This is a genomic window from Thermohalobaculum sediminis, from assembly GCF_023487995.1.
Classification (GTDB): Bacteria; Pseudomonadota; Alphaproteobacteria; order Rhodobacterales; family Rhodobacteraceae; genus Thermohalobaculum; species Thermohalobaculum sediminis.
The window spans coordinates 630928-653032 of record NZ_JAMFKN010000001.1 but is presented as its reverse complement, the minus strand read 5'-3'; the positions used below and the strand labels follow the sequence as shown (position 1 = coordinate 653032).

General features: G+C 70.3%; 20 protein-coding genes. 15 read left to right on the top strand and 5 right to left on the bottom strand.

Annotated features, from left to right (window positions below):
* Positions 1 to 185: 185 nt before the first annotated feature.
* Entirely contained in the window at positions 186 to 500 is a 315-nt protein-coding gene (locus M1105_RS03150; protein WP_249578888.1) for a TraR/DksA family transcriptional regulator, read from the top strand.
* A 7-nt stretch (positions 501 to 507) separates the two neighbouring features.
* Here M1105_RS03150 and M1105_RS03145 read toward each other — a convergent pair whose 3' ends face one another.
* Both M1105_RS03145 and M1105_RS03140 read right to left on the bottom strand, forming a co-directional pair.
* On the bottom strand, positions 508 to 1188 hold the full coding sequence (locus tag M1105_RS03145; protein ID WP_249578887.1) for a GntR family transcriptional regulator: 681 nt from the start codon (positions 1186 to 1188) through the stop codon (positions 508 to 510).
* On the bottom strand, positions 1185 to 4133 hold the full coding sequence (locus M1105_RS03140) for an FAD-binding and (Fe-S)-binding domain-containing protein (RefSeq protein WP_249578886.1): 2949 nt from the start codon (positions 4131 to 4133) through the stop codon (positions 1185 to 1187). Before M1105_RS03140 ends, M1105_RS03145 begins: the two co-directional genes overlap by 4 nt.
* A 97-nt stretch (positions 4134 to 4230) precedes the next feature.
* On the opposite strand from M1105_RS03140, the gene M1105_RS03135 reads away from it, so the two are divergent.
* The 10 genes from M1105_RS03135 (at position 4231) to M1105_RS03090 (ending at position 14851) form a co-directional block, all read left to right on the top strand.
* The gene (locus tag M1105_RS03135) at positions 4231 to 5415 is read left to right on the top strand and encodes a pyridoxal-phosphate-dependent aminotransferase family protein (RefSeq protein ID WP_249578885.1); all 1185 of its coding nucleotides are present in this window, start codon (positions 4231 to 4233) and stop codon (positions 5413 to 5415) included.
* Between the two features lie 97 nt (positions 5416 to 5512).
* Positions 5513 to 6487, top strand: coding sequence for a TRAP transporter substrate-binding protein (locus M1105_RS03130; RefSeq protein ID WP_249578884.1), 975 nt, complete (start codon positions 5513 to 5515; stop codon positions 6485 to 6487).
* A 168-nt stretch (positions 6488 to 6655) separates the two neighbouring features.
* Positions 6656 to 7198 (top strand): TRAP transporter small permease, encoded by a 543-nt coding sequence (locus tag M1105_RS03125; RefSeq protein WP_249578883.1) that lies wholly within the window; start codon positions 6656 to 6658, stop codon positions 7196 to 7198.
* A 1-nt stretch (position 7199) separates the two neighbouring features.
* Positions 7200 to 8480, top strand: a complete 1281-nt coding sequence (locus M1105_RS03120) for a TRAP transporter large permease (RefSeq protein ID WP_249578882.1) — start codon at positions 7200 to 7202, stop codon at positions 8478 to 8480.
* A 76-nt stretch (positions 8481 to 8556) separates the two neighbouring features.
* On the top strand, positions 8557 to 9336 hold the full coding sequence (locus tag M1105_RS03115) for an enoyl-CoA hydratase (RefSeq protein WP_249578881.1): 780 nt from the start codon (positions 8557 to 8559) through the stop codon (positions 9334 to 9336).
* 1 nt (position 9337) lies between these two features.
* Positions 9338 to 10531, top strand: a complete 1194-nt coding sequence (locus M1105_RS03110; protein WP_249578880.1) for a CaiB/BaiF CoA transferase family protein — start codon at positions 9338 to 9340, stop codon at positions 10529 to 10531.
* A 63-nt stretch (positions 10532 to 10594) separates the two neighbouring features.
* A complete protein-coding gene (locus tag M1105_RS03105) occupies positions 10595 to 11248 on the top strand; it encodes a class II aldolase/adducin family protein (RefSeq protein WP_249578879.1) in 654 nt (217 codons plus the stop codon).
* 144 nt (positions 11249 to 11392) lie between these two features.
* Complete coding sequence (locus tag M1105_RS03100) at positions 11393 to 12952, top strand: fasciclin domain-containing protein (RefSeq protein WP_249578878.1); 1560 nt, start codon at positions 11393 to 11395, stop codon at positions 12950 to 12952.
* A gap of 193 nt (positions 12953 to 13145) precedes the next feature.
* Entirely contained in the window at positions 13146 to 14393 is a 1248-nt protein-coding gene (locus tag M1105_RS03095; protein WP_249578877.1) for a PQQ-dependent sugar dehydrogenase, read from the top strand.
* A 122-nt stretch (positions 14394 to 14515) separates the two neighbouring features.
* Positions 14516 to 14851 carry a c-type cytochrome gene (locus tag M1105_RS03090; protein WP_249578876.1) on the top strand — a complete coding sequence of 112 codons (336 nt, stop codon included), beginning with the start codon at positions 14516 to 14518 and terminating at the stop codon, positions 14849 to 14851.
* A 51-nt stretch (positions 14852 to 14902) separates the two neighbouring features.
* On the opposite strand, the gene mntR is transcribed toward M1105_RS03090, so the two are convergent.
* Entirely contained in the window at positions 14903 to 15343 is a 441-nt protein-coding gene (gene mntR / locus M1105_RS03085) for a manganese-binding transcriptional regulator MntR (RefSeq protein ID WP_249578875.1), read from the bottom strand.
* A gap of 141 nt (positions 15344 to 15484) precedes the next feature.
* Between mntR and M1105_RS03080 the strand changes: the two genes are divergently transcribed.
* Genes M1105_RS03080 through M1105_RS20575 form a run of 4 tightly spaced genes read left to right on the top strand, consistent with a single transcriptional unit; the run spans position 15485 to position 19707 of the window.
* Positions 15485 to 16480 (top strand): metal ABC transporter solute-binding protein, Zn/Mn family, encoded by a 996-nt coding sequence (locus tag M1105_RS03080; protein WP_249578874.1) that lies wholly within the window; start codon positions 15485 to 15487, stop codon positions 16478 to 16480.
* 8 nt (positions 16481 to 16488) lie between these two features.
* Positions 16489 to 17289, top strand: a complete 801-nt coding sequence (locus M1105_RS03075) for a metal ABC transporter ATP-binding protein (protein ID WP_249578873.1) — start codon at positions 16489 to 16491, stop codon at positions 17287 to 17289.
* Between the two features lie 4 nt (positions 17290 to 17293).
* Complete coding sequence (locus tag M1105_RS03070) at positions 17294 to 18571, top strand: metal ABC transporter permease (protein ID WP_249578872.1); 1278 nt, start codon at positions 17294 to 17296, stop codon at positions 18569 to 18571.
* Complete coding sequence (locus M1105_RS20575) at positions 18568 to 19707, top strand: metal ABC transporter permease (RefSeq protein WP_264759454.1); 1140 nt, start codon at positions 18568 to 18570, stop codon at positions 19705 to 19707. Before M1105_RS03070 ends, M1105_RS20575 begins: the two co-directional genes overlap by 4 nt.
* A gap of 10 nt (positions 19708 to 19717) precedes the next feature.
* Here the strand turns inward: M1105_RS20575 and M1105_RS03060 are convergent, their stop codons facing one another.
* On the bottom strand, positions 19718 to 20020 hold the full coding sequence (locus M1105_RS03060) for a hypothetical protein (protein ID WP_249578871.1): 303 nt from the start codon (positions 20018 to 20020) through the stop codon (positions 19718 to 19720).
* A 422-nt stretch (positions 20021 to 20442) separates the two neighbouring features.
* A complete protein-coding gene (locus M1105_RS03055) occupies positions 20443 to 22035 on the bottom strand; it encodes a bifunctional metallophosphatase/5'-nucleotidase (RefSeq protein ID WP_249578870.1) in 1593 nt (530 codons plus the stop codon).
* Positions 22036 to 22105: the final 70 nt, after the last annotated feature.

The following is a 22105-nucleotide window of genomic DNA, read 5'->3' as shown; positions in this document are numbered from 1 at the left end:
CCTCGCCGCCGCCCGCCGGGCGGCTCGGGGGGCAGTCTTACACCATCGTGGCGGCTGCGGAAGCGGGGCCTGCCGCGCGGGCCGCATCCGCTTGGGGCTTCCTTCGGTGGCGAGGTTCGGCTTAGGCTGTGGACCGTGCCGCGCGGCCCCGCCCGCGCACCCCGAGCGAGGGAGAGGAGCGCCGCGTGAAGGATGTCAGCCACTACGAAGCACGCCTGAGGGCGCGCCTTGCCGAACTTACGGCCCGCGTCACCGGGGTCGAGGCGCAGCTCGACGCGCCCGCGCCCGCGGATTTCGAGGAGCGCGCCACCGAGCGCGAGGGCGACGAGGTGCTGGAAGGGCTGGGCCAGGCCGGGATGGCCGAGATCCGCATGATCGAGGCCGCGCTCAAGCGCGTCGAGGACGGCGCCTATGGCATCTGCGTCAACTGCGGCGAGGAGATCGCCGAGGAGCGCCTCGACCTCGTCCCCCACGCGCCGCGCTGCCGCAACTGCGCCTGAGGCGGGGTCAGTCCTCGGCCTCGGCGGCCTCGGCAAGGATCGCCGCGCGAACCGTCTCCAGTTTGCCGGCAAGGTGATCGCGCAGAAGGCGCCCAAGGCGGGGCCCGTCCGCGGCCTCCAGCGCCGCGACGATCTGTTCGTGCTCGGCCACCGCCTTCTCCCAGCGCTGGGGCGAGAGGTTCGCGCGGAAGCGCGCGCGCCGCACCCGGGCCGCGAGGCTGCGGCGCATCTGGATCAGCGTCTGGTTGCCCGCGGCCTTGAAGATGCGGTCGTGGATCTCCTCGTTCAGCTGGAAATAGCTGTGGCGATCGCCGCGCCGGTAGGCCGCGACCATGGCATCGTGGAGCACCCGGATCTCGGCCACCTGGTTTGGCGCGATCCGTGCGCAGGCAAGCTCGCCCGCAAGCGCCTCGAGCGCGCCCATGATCGGGAACACCTCGTCGAGGTCGGCCACCGTCATCGGCGCTACCCGCGCGCCGCGCCGCGGCGTGATCTGGATCAGGCCCTCCTTGGCCAGCGCCTGCACTGCCTCGCGCAGTGGCGTGCGCGAGACGCCGAAGGCCTCGCAAAGCTCGCGCTCGTTTATCTTGGCGCCCGGCACGAGCGCGCCCTCGACGATCATCTCGCGCAGCCGGTCGCTGAGCGCGTCGGGCAAGAGTCGCTGGATCGGGGTGAAGGTCTCGTTCACGTCAGCGCCCTTTCCGAGCTTTCGGCCAGCACCCGCGCCACATGCAGCGCCTGCCGGCCCGCGCCTTCGGCGATCTGGTGGCGGCACGAGGTGCCATCGGCCACGACGATAGCGTCATCGGCCGCCGCGCGCACCTTCGGCAGCAGGCTCAGCTCCGCCATGGCGCGGCTGGCGGCCAGCGTTTCCGCCTGATAGCCGAAGGCGCCGGCCATGCCGCAACACGATGACGCGATCAGCTCGACCTTGAGGCCGGGGATCAGGCCCAGGACCTTCTGCACCGGCCCCATGACGTTGAACGCCTTCTGGTGGCAATGTCCGTGCAGCAGCGCGATCCGGGCCGGGAGCGGCGCGAGGGGCAGGTCGAGCCGCCCCTCGGCCGCGCGGGCGGCTAGGAATTCTTCGAACAGCATGATGCGGGCGCCGTCCTCGGCGCTCCAGTCGTCCAGAAGCGCCGGCGCCTCGTCGCGGAAGGTCAGGAGGCACGAGGGCTCGAGCCCCACCACGGCCGCGCCGTTCGCCAGCGCCGGGCGCAGGGCCGCCGCAGTGCGGGCCATTTCGGCCTTGGCCTCGGCCGCCATCCCGGCCGCGAGATAGGTGCGGCCGCAGCAGAGCGGGCGAGCGCCGTCCGGGGCGGTGGCATGGGCGACCCTGAGCCCCGCGCGTTTCAGCACGGTCTCGGCCGCGCGCAGGTTCCCGGGCTCGAAGTGGCGGTTAAAGCAGTCGGCGAAGAGGACGACATCCGCCGCCGCCATCTCGGAGGCCGTGCTTGTCGTGCGGAACCAGTCGCGCCGCCATTCCGGCAGGTCGCGCTCGGCGGCGAGGCCAGTTGTTCGCTCCATCAGGCGGCGCAGCACGGGCACGCGGTTGCGCAGGTTCGCGAGCGGCGCGAGCGCCGCGGCGAGGCGGGCGTAGCGCGGCATCTCGGCGATCAGCCGCTCGCGCAATGGGACGCCGTGGCGGCGGGCGCGGGCGCTTTGCACCTCGATCTTCATCTTCGCCATGTCGACGCCGGTGGGGCACTCGCGCCGGCACGCCTTGCACGAGACGCAGAGCTTCATGGTCTCGGCCATCTCGGGCGCGGTGAAGGCGTCGGGGCCAAGCTGGCCCGAGATGGCGAGGCGCAGGGTGTTCGCCCGCCCTCGGGTCAGGTCGCGCTCGTTGAAAGTTACGCGGTAACTTGGACACATCGCGCCGTCGAGCGTCTTTCGGCAGGCGCCGTTGTTGTTGCACATCTCGACCGCGCCCTGAAAGCCGCGGCCGGCGCCGTGGTGGCCCTCCCAGCGGAACACGGTGGCAAGCTCGGGCACCGCGTAGTCGGGGTCGAAGCGCATCAGGCTGCGGTCGTCCATGAGGGGCGGGCGCACGATCTTGCCGGGATTCATCAGCCCCGCGGGGTCGAAGCGGTCCTTGACCTCCTCGAAGGCCGCGACGATGCGCTCGCCGAACATCTGGCGGTGGAACTCGGACCGAACGATGCCGTCGCCATGTTCGCCCGAATGGCTGCCCTTGTATTCGCGGACCATCGCGAAGGCTTCCTCGGCGATGGCGCGCATCGTGCGCACGCCGAGGTCCTGTTTCAGGTTCAGCACCGGGCGCACATGCAGCGTGCCGACCGAGGCATGGGCATACCAGGTGCCGTCGGTGCCGTGCTTGCGGAAGATCGCAGTCAGGCGGTCGGTGTAGTCGGCGAGGTCGGGCAGGCGCACGCAGCAGTCCTCGACGAAGCTCACGGGCTTCCCCTCGGATTTCATGCTCATCATGATGTTGAGGCCCTGCTTGCGGACCTCGATGATGCGCGACTGGAAGGCGGGGTCGATGGCTTCGACCACGCCGCCGGGCTGCTTGCCGGGGTCGTCCCAGCGGAAGCCCAGATCGGCCATCAGGTCGTGGAGCGCCGCGAGGCGGCGAAGGTTCTCGGCCTGGTCATCCTCGGCGAACTCGACGATCAGCAGCGCCGCTGGCTCGCCGCGGACGAATTCCTCGACCACGGGGCGGAAGATCGGGATGTCACGTGCCAGCGCGATCATGGTGGCATCGACCAGCTCGATCGCAGTGGGGTCGAGCTTGACGAGATGCTGGGCCGCGTCCATCGCCTTGTAGAAGCTGGGGAAATGGCAGACCCCCAGCACCTTGTTCCGCGGCAGGGGCGAGAGCTTGAGCGTGATGCGCTCGGAGAATGCCAGAGTCCCCTCCGACCCAACCAGCAGGTGCGCGAGGTTCACCGGCCTCCCGTTCGGGACCAGCGCGTCGAGGTTGTAGCCGCCGACGCGCCGATAGACATCGGGGAAGCGCGCGGCGATCTCGGCCGCTTCGCGCTCGCCCAGGGCAAGGAGGTCCCGGATCAGGTCCGGGACCCGGCCCCCGGTTGCGCCCGTGTTCGCGCCCGGCTGCAGCTCGCCGAAGGTCGCGCGGGTGCCGTCGGCGAGGATCGCGTCGATGGACGCCACGTTGTCGCGCGAGGTGCCATAGCGCAGCGAGCGCGAGCCGCAGGAGTTGTTGGCCGTCATCCCCCCCAGCGTCGCGCGGGACGAGGTCGAGACATCGACCGGATACCACAGCCCATGGGATTTCAGCGCGGCGTTGAGATGATCGAGCACCAGTCCCGGCTCGACCACCGCCTCGCGGCGTTCGGGGTCCACCGACACGATTCGGTTGAGGTGCTTCGAGAGGTCGAGCACTACCGCCTCGTTCACCGTCTGCCCGCATTGCGAGGTGCCGCCGCCGCGTGGCAGGACCGGCACGCCCGCCTCGCGCGCCACCTGCATCGTCGCGATCACGTCGTCCATGCTGCGCGGCACGACGACGGCCTTCGGCATCATCTGGTAGATCGAGGCATCTGTCGCATAGCGTCCGCGCGAGAAGGCGTCGCCCATCACCTCGCCCGTCACCGCCGCGCGCAGCTTGCGGGGCAGCGCAACATCTTCCGAAACCGTGATACGAGTCATTGACAGGCTGTCCCGATCTGTATTCTGTATACAAATCCTTACCGAGCCCGCGGCAGACGGGCAAGGGTGCAGATCGACCTTACCAAGGGGACAGGCCATGGCCGGCAGACATTTCCTCCAGATCCCGGGACCCTCGAACACGCCCGACCGGATCCTGCGCGCCATGGACCAGCCGGTGCCGGACCATCGCGGGCCGGGCTTCGGTGACATCGGCGCCAAGGCGCTCGATGGCATGAAGAAGATCTTCAAGACGAAGCAGGACGTGGTGATCTATCCCGCCTCGGGCACCGGGGCGTGGGAGGCGGCGCTGGCAAACACCTGCTCGCCCGGCGACCGGGTGCTGATGTACGAGACCGGGCATTTCGCGTTCCTCTGGACCAACATGGCGCGCAAGCTGGGCCTGCGGCCCGAGGCGATCGTCGGCGACTGGCGCCACGGCGCCGACCCCGTGGCCATCGCCGAGCGCCTGCGCGCCGACAAGGCGCACGAGATCAGGGCGGTCTGCGTCGTGCACAACGAGACCTCGACGGGCTCGGTCACCCAGATCCCCGAGATCCGGAAGGCGATCGACGAGGCCGGACACCCCGCGCTCCTGATGGTTGACACGATCTCCGGGCTTGCCTCGATCGACTTCCGCTTCGACGAGTGGGGCATCGATGTCGCGGTCACGGGCAGCCAGAAGGGGCTGATGCTGCCCCCCGGCCTCAGCTTCAACGCCGTCGGCGCGAAGGCGTGGGAGGCGCGCAAGCGCGCGACCCTGCCGCGCTCCTACTGGGACTGGGAGGACATGAGGGGCCCGAACGAGAAGGGCTATTTCCCCTATACCCCCGCCTCGCTGATGCTCTATGGCTTGAACGAGGCCATCGACATGCTGCTCACGGAGGGGCTCGACAATGTCTTTGCCCGTCACGCACGGCTTGCAGGCGCGGCGCGCGCGGCGGTCGAGCACTGGGGGCTCGAGATCCTCTGCGCCGAGCCGCGGCACCGCTCGAACGTGCTGACGGCCGTGATGATGCCAGAGGGCCATTCGGCCGACCGCTTCCGGCGCGTCACGCTCGACGCCTTCGACATGTCGCTGGGCAACGGGCTGTCGAAGGTCGCGGACAAGGTGTTCCGCATCGGACACCTGGGCGATTTCAACGATCTCATGCTCATGGGCACGCTTTCGGGCGTCGAGATGGGCCTGGAACTGGCGGGCGTCCCCCACCAGAAGGGGGGCGTGATGGCGGCAATGCGCCATCTGACCGGAAACGGCGCGGCCGGCGCGAACGCGGCGGCCTGAAGTCGGACGAGGGAAGGACACCGGGGCGCGTTCACAAGACCCCGGGCCGAAGGGAACCGGATGGGCGCGGCCCGTCCCTGAAAGGGAGGAGACAAGCATGAAGATTTCGACGCTTCTGGCCGGCGTGGCGCTTGCGGCGGGGCTCGGCACCGCGGCGTCCGCGCAAGAGCTCAAGTTCGGCCATGTCGGCGAGCCGGGCTCGCTGTTCCAGGCGAGCGCCGAGGCCTTCGCCTCGTGCTCGAACGCGGCGCTGGGCGACAAGGCCGAGGTGGTGGTGTTCGGCTCGTCGCAGCTCGGCAACGACAAGGAGCTTCTGCAGAAGCTCAAGCTCGGCCAGGTGCAGTTCGCGCTGCCCTCGTCGATCATGTCCTCGGTCGATGACACCTTCGGTGTCTTCGAGATGCCCTACATCATCAAGGACCGCGAGCACATGAAGCGCGTCTGGGCCGAGATGGAGCCCACCTTCCAGGCGGCGGCGCAGAAGAACGGCTACCGCATCATCGGCCTGATGGAGAACGGCTTCCGCCACATCACCAACAACGTCCGGCCGATCAACGTGCCGGACGATCTCAAGGGCATCAAGCTGCGCACGCCCTCGGGCGCGTGGCGGGTGAAGATGTTCCAGCTCTACGGTGCGAACCCCACGCCGCTTGCCTTCTCGGAGGTGTTCACGGCGCTGCAGACCGGCGTGATGGACGGGCAGGAGAACCCCTACGCCCAGATCGCCTCGGCCAAGTTCCAGGAGGTGCAGAAGTATCTCTCGATCACCGGCCACGTCTACACGCCGGGCTATGTGCTGGTGTCGGACAAGCATTTCTCGGCGCTGCCCGAGGATGTGCAGACAGCGCTCCTGAATTGCGGCCAGTCGACCCGCGACAAGGTCTACGAGATCGCGGCACAGTTCGAGACCGACCTGCTGCAGGTCATCAAGGACGCGGGCGTCGCGGTGAACGAGGCCGACAATGCGGCCTTCGTCGCCGCCTCGAAGCCGATCTACGACGAGTTCGCGGCCACGGTCGATGGCGGCCCGGAGCTGGTCGAGAAGATCCGCTCGCTCGCGGCCGGCTCGTGACGCGCCGGGCCCGGCACGGCGCTCGCCGCTGACGCCGGCCCGAAGAAGCCCCTCCTCCGCGCCGCGCGGAGGAGGGCATGACTGCAGGGCCGCGCGCGGCCCGACCGGACTTGCAGGCGCCTTGGCGTCCCGAGCTTCTCCGCCCGACCCTTTCCGAAAGCCACGAACATGCTCTCTGCCGTCTCGCGCACACTGGAATGGCTGCTCGAATGGGTGGTCATCTTCCTGATGATCGCCCTCACGTTGGTCGTTGTCGTCGCCGTGCTCTACCGGATCGCCGGCTCGTCCTTCTCCTGGTACGACGAGGTGGCGGCGATCATGTTGGCCTGGATCACCTATTACGGCTCGGCGCTCGCGGCGTTGAAGCGGCGGCATATCGGCTTCGACACGGTGCTGCTGTCGCTGTCGCGCCGCACCCGGATGGTGGCGGTGGTGATGGCCGAGATCATCGTGATCGGCTTCTTCGCCGCGCTCGCCTGGGCGGGCATGGAGGTGCTGGCGGTGCTGGAAGGCGACCGGCTGATCTCGCTGCGATGGGTGCCGGTGCAGTTCACCCAGTCGGTGATCCCGATCGGAGCGGTGCTGTTCATCGTCGCGGAGCTTCTGAGCCTGCCGCACTACTGGAGCATGACCATCCGTGGGGTCTCGCTCGAGCATGCCGAGATCGAGGAAGAGGTCGCAACCGAGATGAAGAAGGCGGGGGCCAACTGACATGCTGATGCTGGGGATCGTGATCGCCATCGTCGCGATGATCTGCCTCAACGTGCCGATCGCGGTGGCGCTGGCAGTGGGTGGCATCTTCGGGCTCCTGGCCTACGAGGGCTGGGGCAGCCTGGTGACCATCGCGCTCGACATGTACGACGGCTCGACCAAGTTCTCGCTGATCGCCATCCCGATGTTCGTGCTGGCGGGCGCGATCATGAACGCGGGAGGCGTCACCGACCGGCTGATCAACTTCGTCACCGCGTTGATCGGCTTCGTTCGCGGCGGGCTCGCGATGGTCAATATCGGCGTGTCGCTGTTCTTTGCCGAGATCTCGGGCTCGGCGGTGGCGGATGTCGCGGCGATGGGCTCGGTGCTTATTCCGCAGATGAAGAAGCGCGGCTATTCCGGGCCGCTGGCGGCCGCCGTCACCTCGTCCTCGGCGTCGCTCGCCATCATCATTCCACCCTCGATCCCGATGATCCTCTATGCCACCTCGGCGGGAACGTCGGTCGAGCAGCTTTTCGTGGCGGGCTTCGTTCCCGGTCTTCTGGGCGCGGCGGGGTTGATGTTCGTGGCCTACGTCTTCGCGCGGCGCTACAACCTGCCGACCGAGGAAGCCTTCAACATGCCCCGCTTGCGCGAGACCTTCGTCGACGCGCTGCCGGCCTTCTCGCTGCCCATCATCATCCTCGGCGGCATCTTCGGCGGCTTCGTCACGGCGACCGAAGCCGCGGGGCTGGCGGTGCTGGCGGCCTTGATGGTGGGCCTCTGGTACAACCAGATCGACTTCCGGCACCTGAAGCGCGCGATGCTGGACGGGGGCATGCAGACGGCGGTGGTGATGCTGCTGGTTGCCGCATCCGTCGTGATGGGCGGGTTCCTGACGCGGGCGCAGCTGCCGCAGGAACTGGCGCAGGGCATCCTAGACCTCACCTCGAACAAGTGGATGATCCTGTTCATCCTCAACATCTTCTTCCTGATCATCGGGTTCTTCCTGCACTCGGCGGCGGCGATCATCCTGGTGGTGCCGATCGTCATCCCGCTGATTCAGGCAGCGGGGATCGACCCGATCCATTTCGGGCTGGTGGTGACGCTGAACCTGGCCATTGGGCAGCAGACGCCGCCCGTCGCCTCGGTGCTGATCACCGCCTGCTCGATCGCCCGGGCGAACATCTGGGACGTGTCGAAGGTCAACATCTGGTTCATCCTGGTGCTGCTGCTGGTGCTGATGATGTGCACCTACATCCCGGCGATCCCGATGTTCCTGGTGGAGTATTTCTACCGCTGAGGGGCGGGCCGAGGCCCGCTGCCCATCCCTCCCCCAGAAGGGGGGAGGGCGGCGCCAGACCCATGCCGGAGGCGAGATGACCGACGAGTTGATCCACACTCTCGAGGACGGCATCGCGACCGTCACCTTCAACCGGCCCGAGAGCCGCAACGCGCTGACCTTCGCGATGTACGAAGGGCTCGCGCGGATCTGCGCCGAGGCGCCGACCGACGGCTCGGTCAAGGCGATCATCGTGCAGGGGGCGGGCGGCAGGGCCTTCGCCGCCGGGACCGACATGACGCAGTTCCGGGGCTTCGCGACCGACGAGGACGCGCTGGGCTACGAGAAGAAGATGGACGGCGTGCTCAAGGCCATCGAGGCCTGCCCGCTGCCCACCATCGCCGCGATCACCGGCGCCTGCACCGGGGGCGGTGCGGCGATTGCCGCTTGCTGCGACCTGCGCATTTCGGATCAGCGCCTCAAGTTCGGCTTCCCCATCGCGCGGACGCTGGGCAACTGCCTGTCGGTCGGCAATCTCGCGCGGCTTGCGGCACTTCTCGGCCCCGCGCGGACGCGCGAGATCCTGCTGACAGCGCGCCTGATCGAGGCCGAGGAGGCGAAGGCCATCGGGCTGGTGAGCGAGGTGCTGACGGATGCCGACGCCTTGGCCGCGCGGGCGCGCGAGCTTGCCGCCCTCTTGGCCACCCACGCGCCGCTGACCCTGCGCGCGACCAAGGAGGGGCTGAGGCGCGCCTTCTACCACGGGCCCGAGGCCGAGGACGCAGACCTGATCCTGATGACCTACATGTCCGCCGATTTCCGCGAGGGGATGGAGGCGTTCCTCGCCAAGCGCGCGCCGGACTGGAAGGGGCGCTGAGATGGGGCCGCTGGTGGGCTGCCGCGTCGTCGAGCTTGCGCATGTCATGGCGGGGCCGGTCTGCGGCCTGATGCTCGCGGACATGGGCGCGGACGTCATCAAGCTGGAAAAGCCGAACGGCGACGACACCCGCCGCATGGTGCCGCCGCAGATCAATGGCGAGAGCGCCGCCTACATGATGATGAACCGCGGCAAGCGGGGGCTGGCGCTGGACCTCAAGGCGCCGGAGGCTGCGGACGCGCTGCGCCGCCTGCTGCGCGGGGCGGACGTGGTGATCGAGAACTACCGCGCCGGCACGATGGAGAAGCTGGGGCTCGGCTACGAGAGCCTCAGGGCGGAAAACCCGGGCCTCATATACGTCTCGATCTCCGGCTTCGGGCGCTCGGGGCCCTATGCCGACCGCGGCGGCTTCGATCTGATCGCGCAGGGCATGTCGGGGCTGATGTCGATCACCGGCGAAGGTACGGGACGCCCGCCGGTGAAGGTGGGCGCGCCGGTGTCGGACATCACCGCCGGCATCCTCGCCGCGATGGGCGTGTCGGCAGCCTACGCCCACAAGCTGCGGACCGGGCAGGGACAGGTGGTGGACACCTCGCTGTTCGAGGCCGCGATCACGCACACCTACTGGCAGTCGGCCATCGCGTTCGCGACCGGCGAGGCGCCGGGGCCGATGGGCTCGGCGCATCCCCTAAACGCGCCCTACCAGGCCTTCGAGACGGCAGACGGCTGGGTCAATGTCGGCGCCGCCAACCAGCGCAACTGGGAGCGGCTGGTGGCGATCCTGGGCGCGCCCGGGCTTGCGGCCGACCCGCGGTTTGCGACCAATGCCGAGCGGATGGCGCACCGTGTCGAGCTCGAGGCCGCGCTCAACGCCATCCTGCGCACCCGCCCCACCGCCGCGTGGCTGGCCGAGTTTGACGCGGGCGGCCTGCCGGCAGGCCCGGTGCTGGACGTGCGCCAGATGCATGCCGACCCGCAGACCCGGGCGCGCGACATGGTGGTGGCGACCGACCATCCCGTGGCGGGCCGGGTCGAGGCGATCGGGCTGCCGGTGAAATTCTCGGCCACGCCGGGGGGGTCGACCCGGCCCGCGCCGCTTTTGGGCCAGCACACGCGTGAGATCCTTGCCGAGGCGGGCTATGCCCCGGCCGAGATCGAGGCGATGATCGGCAGCGGTGCCGCCATCGCCGCCTGACCCCCCTTGCCCGCCGGGCGCCCCCGGCGCACCCTGCGCGCCGGGCAAGGCGGGAGGCAGGCCATGGGCAAGGCGGAAGATGCGCTGAGGCGCGAGATCGTGGCGCGGGCCCGCGAGATGAACGCGGCCGGCATCAACCAGGGTACCTCGGGCAACATATCGGCGCGCCTGGGCGACCGGATGATGATCACCCCTTCGGGCGTGCCCTACGAGACGATGGAGCCGGGCATGATCGCCTCGGTCGCGCTCGACGACCCCGAGGGGGCATGGGAGGGGCCGCTCAGGCCCTCGACCGAATGGCGTTTCCACCAGCGGCTGCTGAACGCTCGGCCCGATGCGCAGGCCGTGGTGCACGCGCATCCCGCGCATTGCACGGCGCTTGCGATCCTGCGGCACGAGATTCCGGCCTGCCACTACATGGTCGCAGCTTTCGGGGGCGAGAACGTGCGCTGCGCGGGCTATGCCCGCTTCGGCTCGGCTGAGCTCGCCGACCTCGCGGTCGCAGCGATGGCGGGGCGCACCGCCTGCCTGCTGGCCAATCACGGCATGATCGTGCTGGGCGACACGCTGGCGCGCGCCATGTGGCGCGCGGTCGAGCTCGAGGCGCTGGCGCGGCAGTACTGGATCGCCCGGACCATCGGACAGCCGGTGATCCTGGGCCGCGCCGAGATCGACGAGGCGCTGGCCGCCTTCGCGGATTACGGCCTCAAGGCCTGAGCCGTTCGGGGCTTTGGAAGCGGCAACCACAGAGAGAAAAATCCAGGAAAAGCTCGTGCCTGCGCTGTGCGGCGGCGCCGTCGCCGCTAACTCGCGCCGGGATGGCCGGGGGCATTGCCCGGCATTTTCGGGAGAGTTCGGCACATGGCATCGGACACGATCACCGGAATCGCCGAGAGCTCGGCGGATTTCGAGCTTCTGGCCCAGGCGCTCGCGGCCTTCGGCCTCGACGCGGTTCTCGACGACCCAGCGGGGGATTTCACCGTCTTTGCGCCCACGGATGCGGCGTTCGTGCAGCTGGCTCAGGATCTCGGCTTCGCCGGCACCGACGAGGCGGGGGCGCTCGGCTTCCTGCTCGCCAATGTCGATGCGGCGGTGCTGGAGCAGGTGCTGCTCTATCACGTCTCGGCCGGTGCGAAGGATGCGGCGGCGGTCTCGGCGCTCGCCAGCATCGACACCCTGGCGGGCGAGGCGATCACGATCGACCTGCCGGTCCTGCAGGATCTCGAGCCGGATCTCGCGGACCCCTCGCTGATCGCCACCGACATGGCGGCGACGAACGGCATCGTGCACGTGATCGACCGGGTGCTGCTGCCGGTGGACCTGCCGGGCAATGACGCGCCCAGCATCGCCGGGATCGTGGCGCAGAGCGGCGAGGGCTTCGACACGGACGCCGGCGACTTCGACATGCTGCTGGCGGCGGTGAAGGCGGCGGGCCTCGTGGGCGCGCTGGATGACCCGGGCGCCGACCTCACCGTCTTTGCGCCGACCGATGGCGCCTTCGTCGCGCTGGCGGGCGACCTCGGCTATGGCGGGTCGGACGAGGCGGGGGCCCTCAGCTACATCCTGACCGTGCTGGGGGCGCTGAACGGCGGCGACGCGGTGGGGCTGCTGACGGACGTGCTGCTCTACCATGTCTCGGCCGGCGCGCAGCAGCTGTCGCAGGTCGTGGCGCAGGGCGAGGTCACGACGCTTCTGGGGGCGAGCTTCGGGGTCGATGCCGGGACGGGCACGCTGATCGACAACGAGCCCGACCTCGCGGACCCGGGGCTTGTCGCCACCGACATCCAGGCGTCGAACGGCATCGTGCACGTCATCGACGGCGTGCTGATCCCGGCCGATCTGCCGGGCGAGATCGACGTCGACGGCCAGCGCTTCCTGTTCGCCGGGGAGGGTGGGCTGCCGCTGCGCGGCGGGCAGGACGGCGATGTTCTGGTCGGCACCACCGGCGGCGACAAGTTGCTTGGGCTGCGCGGCGATCAGGTGGTGTTCGCGGGCGACGGTGACGATCTCGTGATCGGCGGCAGGGGCGACGACGTCCTCTGGGGCGGCGAGGGCGACGATCGGCTGCACGGCAATCAGGGCAACGACGTGCTGTCGGGCGGCGCGGGTGACGACGTGCTGCGCGGCTTCGGCGGGCGCGACGTGATCGAGGGCGGTGCCGGCAACGACCTCCTGAGCGGCGGCGTCGGCGGCGATCGTTTCGTCTTCGGCGACGGCTTCGGTCATGACGTGATCGAGGATTTCCGACCGCAGGGGGGCGATGTGCTCGACTTCTCGGGGCATGGCGGCGTCGACGGGATCGGGGATCTCACGATCACCCACGCACATGGCGCGACCGTCATCAGCGACGGCTTCGGGAACTCGATCACGCTTGCGGGCCGCCCGATGCTGGAACTGGGCGAGGATGCCTTCGTTTTCTGAGCCATTGCGGGCTTGCGAGGCCCCCTCCGGCCCGTCCCCACGGGGCGGGCCTTCCGCTTTCGCGGCCCGAGATGCCTCGCGGCCCCAGGGCCGCTCAATTGGCGCGATTGGTCTGCTTTACTGACCGCTGATTCTGCGTTTTAGTGTCGCGCGACGGGCGGCCACGGGTCTGCCCGCGGATCAGGGGAGGAAGATGATGCTGAGATCGTTGCTAGCGGCGACCGCGCTTGCCGCGCTCGCCACCGTGCCGGCCGCCGCGCAGTCGAACCTCGAGAAGCTTGGCCAGTTCAAGTCCACCGGCGTGACCGAGTTCACCTATATCGACCAGGGCGGCCCGCAGGCCGAACAGATTCGCGAGACGCTCAAGTCGATCAAGCTGCCCGCGGGCTTCGAGATCTCGCTCTACGCGCTGGTGCCCGACGCTCGGCACATCGCGGTGGGGCCGCAGGGCATCGTCACCTTCGTCGGCACCCGCAAGACCAAGGTCTGGGCCGTCACCGACCGCGACAAGGACCGCGTGGCCGACGAGGTGAAGGACTTCGCCCCCTCGCTCGACTTCACCATCCCGAACGGGCCCTGCTTCTCGAAGGACGGCTTCCTCTACATCGCCGAGCAGAACCGCGTGCTGGTGTTCCCGGCGGCAGAGTTCTTCTACGAGAGCCCCGACGTCGCCGCCTTCAACGTGGTCGCCGAGGGCAACCTGATCCCGCCCGACGAGGCGAGCTACAACCACACCGCCCGGGTCTGCGACGTGGGGCCGGACGGCAAGCTCTACATCTCGCTGGGCCAGCCCTTCAACGTGGCGCCGCCCGAGAAGCTCGACCTCTACCGCGAGGTCGGGATCGGCGGCATCATCCGGCTCAACACCGACGGCACGGGCCGCGAGGTGTATACCTATGGCGTGCGCAACTCGGTCGGCCAGGACTTCCATCCCGAGACCGGCGAGCTGTGGTGGACCGACAACCAGGTCGACGGCATGGGCGATGACATCCCGCCCGGCGAGCTGAACCACCAGACTGCGATGGGCCAGCATTTCGGGCATCCGTGGTATGGTGGCGGCTCGGTGCGGACCAAGGAATACGAGGGCCAGGAAGTGCCCTTCGACGTGGTGATGCCCGCGGTCGAGACCGTGGCCCATGCGGCCGATCTGGGCATGATGTTCTACACCGGCAAGCAGTTCCCGGCGAAGTACAAGAACGCGATCTTCTCGGCCCAGCACGGCTCGTGGAACCGCACCCAGCCGGTCGGCGCGCGGGTCATGGTGACCTTCATCGGCGAGGACGGATCGGCCACGATGGAGCCCTTCGCGGAAGGCTGGCTGACCGGGGACGGCGAGTATCTGGGCCGCCCCGTGGACGTGGCGCAGCTTCCCGACGGGTCGATCATCGTGTCGGACGACCTGGCGGGCGCGCTCTACCGCATCGCCTACACGGGCGGCTGAGGCCCGCATCCCGCCCTCCCGCGCCCGCGCGCGGGAGGGTTCCGGCGCCGAGGGGACCGGCGGACCCCTCGCGCTCCCGGCTGACCGCGATCCCGCCGATTCGCATCCCGACGAGAGAGACGATGATCCTGACCCGCCTTCTGCCGGCCGGCATGGCCGTGATTGCGCTTGCCGCCCTTGCCGAGCCCGCCGCTGCGGCCGATGCCGCCGCCGGCAAGGTCAAGGCGAAGCAATGCGCCGTCTGCCACGGCATCGACGGGGTCGCCAAGATCCCGATCGCGCCGCACATAGCGGGCGAGAGCTCGGTCTATCTCGAGACGCAGCTCAAGGCCTTCCGGTCCGGCAAGCGCGAGCACGAGATCATGAGTGTGATCGCCAAGGACCTGAGCGACGAGGACATCTCGGACCTCGCGGCCTGGTATGCCTCGATCCGGTTCGAGGTGACGCTGCCCGAGTGAGGCGTCTCCCAGGCTTGTGACCTGCCGGGGGCCCGTGCCGGACGGCACCCGCTACCCCTCGAGCAACCGCCTCAGCGCCGCCAGCGTGCGCGCGCTGATGTGGTGTTCGATGCCCTCGGCGTCGATCTCGGCGGTCTCGGGATCCACGCCCAGCTTGACCAGCGCGTCGCGCACGATGCGGTGGCGGGCGCGGGCTTCCTCGGCCAGCCGGCGCCCCTCCGCCGTCAGGAAGATCGAGCGGTAGCGCTGGCGCGTCAGCAGCCCCTCGCGGGCGAGGCGGTTCAGCGCCGCGTTCACCGTCGCATTCGTCACGCCGAGGCGCGCCGCGAGGTCGACGGCGCGAGCTTCGCCGGTCACGTCGATCAGGTCGGCGATCAGTTCCACGTAATCCTCGGCCACCTCGCGCTGGTGGGCCTCGCGCACCCGCTCGAAGCTGCGGGCCTGTCGGGTCGCCTCGCGCAGCACAGGCGGGCGGGGGCGGGATTCGGGCATGGCGCTCTCCGGTCTCTGCCGGATGCATTGAACCCTGACAAAATTTAGGTCAAGCTGAAAATAAAAGCCAGTTGACGAAATTTGAGCCGGTGCCTAGCTCTTGGCGGACCGTGGGAGCCCGATGGGAGAGACGAGATCACCATGTCCACTGAGGACCACTTCCCGATGTTGCGACGGGCCGCAGGCGCGGCCCTCCTGTCTATGGCCGTCGCGGGCGGGCCCATGGCCGCCGCCGCCGAGCCGCTCAAGGTGGTGGCGACGACCGGCATGATCGGCGACCTTGCCGCCGAGGTGGCGGGCGCCTGCGCCGAGGTCACGGTGATGATGGGGCCGGGAATCGACCCGCATCTCTACAAGCCCAGCGCGGGCGATGTGGGCCGGCTCTCGCAGGCGGACGCGATCCTCTACAGCGGACTCTACCTCGAGGGGCAGTTGGGCGAGGTGCTCGAACGGCTTTCGGGCCGCGTCGCCACCGTCGCGGTGGCCGAGCGCGCGGTGCCCGAGGGCGATCGCATCCTGACCGGCGAGGGCTATGGCGTGGACCCCCATGTCTGGATGGACGCGGCCTTGTGGGCACGCGTGCCGGGGGTGGTCGCCGGGGCGCTGGGCGGGCTTGCGCCCGGCTGCGCGGCCGAGATGGCGGCGCGGGCGGGGGCGCTCGAGACGGCGCTGCTGGCGCTTGACGTCTGGACGCGCGAGGCGGTGGCCTCGATCCCAGAGGGGGCGCGCGTGCTGGTGACGGCGCATGACGCCTTCGCCTATTTCGGCCGCGCCTACGGCATCGAGGTGGTCGGCATCCAGGGCGTCTCGACCGAGAGCGAGGCCGGGATCGGCGACATCCGGGCGGTGGTCGATCTCGTGGTCGCGCGCGGCATCCCCGCACTGTTCGTCGAATCGACGATCAGCCCGCGCACCGTCGAGGCGGTGATCGAGGCCGCGCGTGGCGAGGGGCACGAGGTTCGGGTGGGGGCCGAGCTCTATGCCGACGCGATGGGTGCGGCGGGCACGGCGGACGGCACCTATATCGGCATGATCCATGCCAATGTTCGCGCGATCGCGGGCGCGCTGGGCGGCACGCCCCCGGCGCTGCCGCCCGAGCTGGACACCTGGGCTGCGCGCTGGGGCGTGGGGGGCTGAGGCACGCGATGTTCTTCCGGCGCGAGAGCGGGAGCGACGCGCGGCTGCACGAGCCGGGGCTTGCCTTGCATGTCGAGGACCTGACGGTCAGCTACCACGCCCGCCCGGTGCTGTGGGACATCGACCTCGACGTGCCGCCCGGAGTGATGGCCGCGATCGTGGGGCCGAACGGAGCGGGCAAATCGACCCTGATCAAGGCGGTGCTCGAGCTCGTGCCCAAGACCGCGGGGCATGTGCGGGTCTTCGGCCAGCCCTATGCGCGGACCCGTCGGCGGGTCGCCTACGTGCCGCAGCGCAGCTCGGTCGATTGGGACTTTCCGACCACGGCGCTCGACGTCGTGATGATGGGGCGCTACGGCCATCTGGGCTGGTTGCGCCGGCCGGGGCGCGACACGCGCGAGCGGGCGATGGCGGCCCTGCGGCAGATGGGGATAGACGACCTGGCGGAGCGGCAGATCAGCCAGCTGTCGGGCGGGCAGCAGCAGCGCGTGTTCCTGGCCCGCGCGCTGGTGCAGGAGGCCGACCTCTACCTGCTGGACGAGCCGATGGCCGGCGTCGATGCCACCACCGAACGCGCGATCGTGGCGCTGTTGCAGGGGCTGCGCGACCGGGGGCGGACGGTGATCGTGGTGCATCACGACCTGCAGACCGTGCGGCGCTACTACGACTGGATGGTGATCCTGAACGTGCGCGTCATCGCGCAGGGCCCGGTAGCCGAGGTGCACACCGCCGCCAACCTGCGCCGCGCCTATGGCGGGCAGATCGCGCTGATCGAGACGCCGGCCGAGGGCCCCGCGGCGGCTGGATGAGGCGATGAGCGCGCTCGCCCTCCTCTCCGACCACACGCTGATGACCGTCGCGATGGGCGCTGCGGTGCTGGGCGTTGTGTCCGGCGTGCTGGGCTCGTTCGCCGTTCTGCGCCAGCAGTCGCTGATGGGCGACACGCTGAGCCACGCGGCGCTGCCGGGGATCTGCCTGGGCTTCCTGTGGGCGGGCAGCCGCGACATGGGCGCGATCCTCGGGGGCGCGCTGGCCGCGGGCGCGCTTGCGGCGCTGAGCGTCATGCTGCTGACCCGGCTCACCCGACTCAAGACCGACGCGGCGCTGGGGGCGGTGCTGAGCCTCTTCTTCGCGGCCGGCATCGTGCTGCTGACGCTGATCCAGCGCCGGGCCGGGGCGGGGCAGGCGGGGCTCGAGGCCTTCCTGTTCGGGCAGGCGGCCGCGATGCTGCGGGGCGATGTGCAGGTGATGGCGGGCCTCGCGGCGGCGGCGCTGGGCTTGGTCTGGCTGTTCTGGAAGGAGTTCAAGCTGGTCACCTTCGACCCCGTCTTCGCCCGCACGCTGGGCCTGCCGGTCGTGGCGCTCGAGGCGGCGCTGACGGTGATGGTCGCGGTCGCGGTGGTGATCGGCCTTCAGATGGTGGGCGTCGTGCTCATGGCCGCCATGATCGTTGCGCCCGCGGTCGCGGCACGGCAATGGGTGGCGCGGCTGGGGCCGATGGTAGTGCTGGCGGCGGTCATCGGCATGGCCTCGGGCGTCGCGGGGGCGGTGATCAGCGCCCTTGGCCGTGGGCTCGCGACCGGGCCGCTGGTGGTGCTGGCGGCATCGCTCGCGGTGCTGGTCTCGATCCTGCTGGCGCCGGGGCGAGGCGTGGTGTGGGAATGGATGACGCGCCGGGCCGAGCGCCGCGCGCTGCGCGGGCGGCGGGTTCTGGCCGCGATGCAAGCGCTGGCGGCCGAGCATGGCGACCCCGACTATCCCGCCGAGCAGGGGATGCTAGACGCCTATTTCGGCAGCGGCACCGCGCCCGCGCTTTCGCGGCTGGCGGCGCGGGGCGCGGTGCGGCGCGCGGCCCACATGCCGGGCGAGGGGGCGCACTGGGTGATCACTGCCGAGGGCCGCGCCGAGGCCGAGGCGCTGATGGCGGGGCCAGGCGCCGGCGAGGATCGCGGTGCAGGCGAGGATCGAGTCGCGGGTCGAGGCACAGGCGGGGTCGGAGGTCAGGAGATGCCCGGCGACGCGGGTGCCGCGAAGGACGCGAGACCGGGTGCCGACGAGGGCGGATCGGACGCGCGGGGGGCCGCGCGATGATGCAGGCGCTGCTGGACGATCCGGCCTTCTCGATCATGGCGACGGGGTTCCTGGTCGGCGCCGCCGCGGCTCTGCTGGGGCCGTTTCTGATCCTTCGGCGCGCGGCGATGCTGTCGGACGCGATCAGCCATTCGATCGTGTTCGGCATCGTCGCGGTCTGGATGCTGACGGGCGCGATCTCGGGGCCGGTGCAGATCCTGGGCGCGGCGCTCGCGGGGGTGCTCACGGTGGTGCTGGTCGAGCTGGTCGCCGCCACCGGCCGGGTGAAGAACGACGCGGCCATCGGGCTGGTATTCCCGGCGCTGTTCGCGGCGGGGGTCTTGCTGCTGAACCTCTATGCCTCGGACGTGCATATCGACACCCACACGGTGCTGTTGGGCGAGATCGGCTTCGTCTGGCTTGACACGGTCGAGGTGGCGGGGCTGACGGCGCCGCGGGCGCTGGTCTGGATGGCGGCGGTCGCGGCGGTGAACGCGGTGTTCGTGGTGGCGCTTTGGAAGGAGCTGAAGGTCGCGACCTTCGACCCGGTGCTGGCGCATGCGATGGGCCTGGCGCCGCGGGCGCTGTTCTACGTGCTCCTGTTCCTCACCTCGGGCACGGCGGTGGCGGCCTTCGACGCGGTGGGGGCGATCCTGTTCATCGCGTTCGTGGTGATGCCGCCCGCGGCCGCCTACCTGCTCACCGACCGGCTGGAGCGGATGGTGCCGATCGGGATTACCATCGCGGGCGTCGCAAGCGTCGCGGGCTACTGGCTGGCGATGCGCTGGGACGTGTCGATCTCGGGCATGATGGCGGTGATGACCGGGATCTGCCTGGGCCTCGCGGTGCTGGCGGGGCCGCGCCACGGGGTGGTGGCGGGGCTCATGCGCCGGGCGAGGGCGGCGCGCCAGAACGCGACCCGGGCGCTGGTCGTGCATCTGGCCACACATGAGGACAGCGCTGAGCGGCGCGAGGAGAACGTCGCTGCGGCGCTGCGGCTCCATCTCGACTGGAGCGAGGCGCGGGCGCGCGCGGTGCTGGGCGAAGGCGTCGCCGCGGGCTTGGTGCGGCGCGAGGGCGAGGCGCTGAGCCTGACCGACGAGGGCCGCCGCGCGGCGGAGGCGCTGCTCGAGCCCTGGCGGCGCGGCGGCGGGTAGGGCCATCCCGTCAGCGGCGGAAGGCGCAGTAGCGGCGAAGGCCCTCGAACAGGGCGACCTCGGCCGTGTCGCCGATCATGGCGCAACCGATGGTGACGGCGGCCTGACCGGCGGCGATGCCCTGCGCGATGCGCGCGGCCGCCGTGCGGTCGTCGCCGCCGGCTGCGGTCATGGCGGTGACGCGCGCGCCCTCGGCCGCGGTCTGCAGCGTGGGGGCGAGCGTGGCGCAGCCGCCGAGCGCGAGCGCCGCCGCAACGCAGGCGAGACGGGCGGGGCGGAGCGCGCGCAAGGCGGGGTGGCGGTGTCCGGTCATGGCAGGGGTCCTTTGTCGTGTGGCTCGCTCCGCCGCGACCGTCTCGGCGTCCGCGGCGGCGGCGCGGCCCGGCATGCCGGTGGGGCAGGCGCGGCCGCCGTCGCCGCGGACGCTTTCGAGGGACGGAGCGCGGCAAGCCTAGGCGCCCCCGCCGGGGCGTTGCGCGCCGCGAGCGGGCAGCGCACGGGGAGCGACACCCAGCCTTGCCCTGGGCGCGCGGCAATGGACTCCCCCCGTCTTGCCCTGGGCGCGTCGCGTGCGCCTGGCGAGGCACGCAGGCGGTTTGAAACATGCCGATGGGCCCCGGGGTTCGCCGGGAGCCTCGCCAAAGTCACGCCCCTGCATGCGAGGCCCCGGGTCAAGCCCGGGGCGCAGCGCCTGATGGCGCCCGCGGCGGCGCCCGCCGAGCGGCGGCGGTCGGATCAGTCGACCGCGGTGATCCGCCCCTCGATCACCGGCGTGTAGGCACCGCCCGCGATCATGTAGTCGGCCAGCACCTGCTCGAGCGCTGGGCCGAAATCGTAGGCGTCGATCGCACGCTCGGCGAAGACCGCATAGCCGTCGCCGCCCCGCCGCACATAGTCGTTCGAGACGACGCCATAGATCGCGGCAGGGTCGAGCGGGACCCAGCCGTCGCCGTCGCGGATCTCGACGCCGACGATGCGCGCACCCGGCGGCGCCGATCGCCGCCACGTGTAGCGGATGCCCGCAACCTGAGGGAAGCGGCCCGCGCCCTGCTCGGCCTGGCTCACGCCGTTCTCGAGCGCGGCGATCACGTCGGCGCCGGTGAGCGCGAAGGTCGCAAGCGTGTTCTGGAAGGGCAGGACGGTCAGGATCTCGCCCATCGTCACGGGCCCCGCGTCGATCGAGGCGCGCAGGCCGCCACCATTGGCGATGGCGATGCGGATGCCCTGGCCCTTCACCCGGTCGAGCATCGCGTCGGCCACGAGATTGCCCATCTGGCACTCGGCCGCGCGGCAGGTGGTGCGCTCGCCGTCGATCGGCGCCGCGGCCTCGGCCACGACCTCGTTGCGGATCTCGTCGAAGGCCGTGGCAAGCTCGGCGATGCGCGCCTTGAGCGGCCCGTCCTCGGCGATTTGCCCGTCCATCAGGATCGGCTCGCCCGACGCGGCGGTGACGCGGCCCGCATCGTCCCAGGTGACCGTGAGTTCACCCAGAAACTTGCCATAGGCATAGGCCTGAACGATCGGCACGCGGGCTCCGCCGGGGCCGTCCACCCAGGTGGGGTAGGGGCCCTCGGCCTTGTCGCTGACGTTCGACAGGAGCGTGTGGGAATGGCCGCCCACGATCACGTCGACACCGGGCACGGCGGCCGCGATCTCGAGGTCGCGGCGGTAGCCGGAATGGCTCAGCACGACGATCTTGTCGATGCCGTCGGCGGTGAGGCGCGCCACCTCGGCCTCGAGCGCCGGGATCGGGTCGGTGAAGCGGACATTCGGGCCGGGCGAGGCGAGCTCGGCGGTCTCGACCGGCGTGAGGCCGATCAGACCAATCCGCTGGCCCGCCTTCTCGATCACCACCGAGGGGCGCAGGACATCGGCCAGCGCGGGCTCGGCACCGACATCGGCATTGGCCAGCAGGACAGGGAACTCGACCGCCGCCATGAAGCCGCGCAGCACCTCGGGGCCGTCGTCGAACTCGTGGTTGCCCACGGTCATCGCCTCGTAGCCCAGCGCGTTCATCAGCTCGGCTGCCGCGCGGCCCTTGTAGGTGGTGTAGAACAGCGAGCCCTGGAACTGGTCGCCGCCGTCCACGAGGATCGAGTTGGGAAGCGCCGCGCGCCGCTCGCGGATCGCGGTCACGAGCCGCGCCGAGCCGCCAAAACACGCTCCCTCGGCCGCGTCCTTCTCGCCGCAGGCCGAGTCGTACTTGTTGATCGGCTCGATCCGGCTGTGGAAGTCATTGGTGTGCAGGATCGTGAGCGTGTAGTCGGCAAACGCGGGCGTGGCGAGGCCGGCCAGCGCGACGGCGGCGGCGAGTGCGGTTCGTGCCATGGCGGCCCCTCCGGGATGACGATGGCCGAGCGTCGCAAGGCCCCGCGGTGCCGTCAAGCGGCGACGGAGG

Coding starts and splice junctions, on each gene's coding strand:
- M1105_RS03140 (WP_249578886.1), bottom strand. CDS start 4,133: ATGACTCGTATCACGGTTTCGGAAGATGTTGCGCTGCCCCGCAAGCTG.
- M1105_RS03135 (WP_249578885.1), top strand. CDS start 4,231: ATGGCCGGCAGACATTTCCTCCAGATCCCGGGACCCTCGAACACGCCC.
- M1105_RS03130 (WP_249578884.1), top strand. CDS start 5,513: ATGAAGATTTCGACGCTTCTGGCCGGCGTGGCGCTTGCGGCGGGGCTC.
- M1105_RS03125 (WP_249578883.1), top strand. CDS start 6,656: ATGCTCTCTGCCGTCTCGCGCACACTGGAATGGCTGCTCGAATGGGTG.
- M1105_RS03120 (WP_249578882.1), top strand. CDS start 7,200: ATGCTGATGCTGGGGATCGTGATCGCCATCGTCGCGATGATCTGCCTC.
- M1105_RS03115 (WP_249578881.1), top strand. CDS start 8,557: ATGACCGACGAGTTGATCCACACTCTCGAGGACGGCATCGCGACCGTC.
- M1105_RS03110 (WP_249578880.1), top strand. CDS start 9,338: ATGGGGCCGCTGGTGGGCTGCCGCGTCGTCGAGCTTGCGCATGTCATG.
- M1105_RS03105 (WP_249578879.1), top strand. CDS start 10,595: ATGGGCAAGGCGGAAGATGCGCTGAGGCGCGAGATCGTGGCGCGGGCC.
- M1105_RS03100 (WP_249578878.1), top strand. CDS start 11,393: ATGGCATCGGACACGATCACCGGAATCGCCGAGAGCTCGGCGGATTTC.
- M1105_RS03095 (WP_249578877.1), top strand. CDS start 13,146: ATGATGCTGAGATCGTTGCTAGCGGCGACCGCGCTTGCCGCGCTCGCC.
- M1105_RS03090 (WP_249578876.1), top strand. CDS start 14,516: ATGATCCTGACCCGCCTTCTGCCGGCCGGCATGGCCGTGATTGCGCTT.
- mntR (WP_249578875.1), bottom strand. CDS start 15,343: ATGCCCGAATCCCGCCCCCGCCCGCCTGTGCTGCGCGAGGCGACCCGA.
- M1105_RS03080 (WP_249578874.1), top strand. CDS start 15,485: ATGTCCACTGAGGACCACTTCCCGATGTTGCGACGGGCCGCAGGCGCG.
- M1105_RS03075 (WP_249578873.1), top strand. CDS start 16,489: ATGTTCTTCCGGCGCGAGAGCGGGAGCGACGCGCGGCTGCACGAGCCG.
- M1105_RS03070 (WP_249578872.1), top strand. CDS start 17,294: ATGAGCGCGCTCGCCCTCCTCTCCGACCACACGCTGATGACCGTCGCG.
- M1105_RS20575 (WP_264759454.1), top strand. CDS start 18,568: ATGATGCAGGCGCTGCTGGACGATCCGGCCTTCTCGATCATGGCGACG.
- M1105_RS03060 (WP_249578871.1), bottom strand. CDS start 20,020: ATGACCGGACACCGCCACCCCGCCTTGCGCGCGCTCCGCCCCGCCCGT.
- M1105_RS03055 (WP_249578870.1), bottom strand. CDS start 22,035: ATGGCACGAACCGCACTCGCCGCCGCCGTCGCGCTGGCCGGCCTCGCC.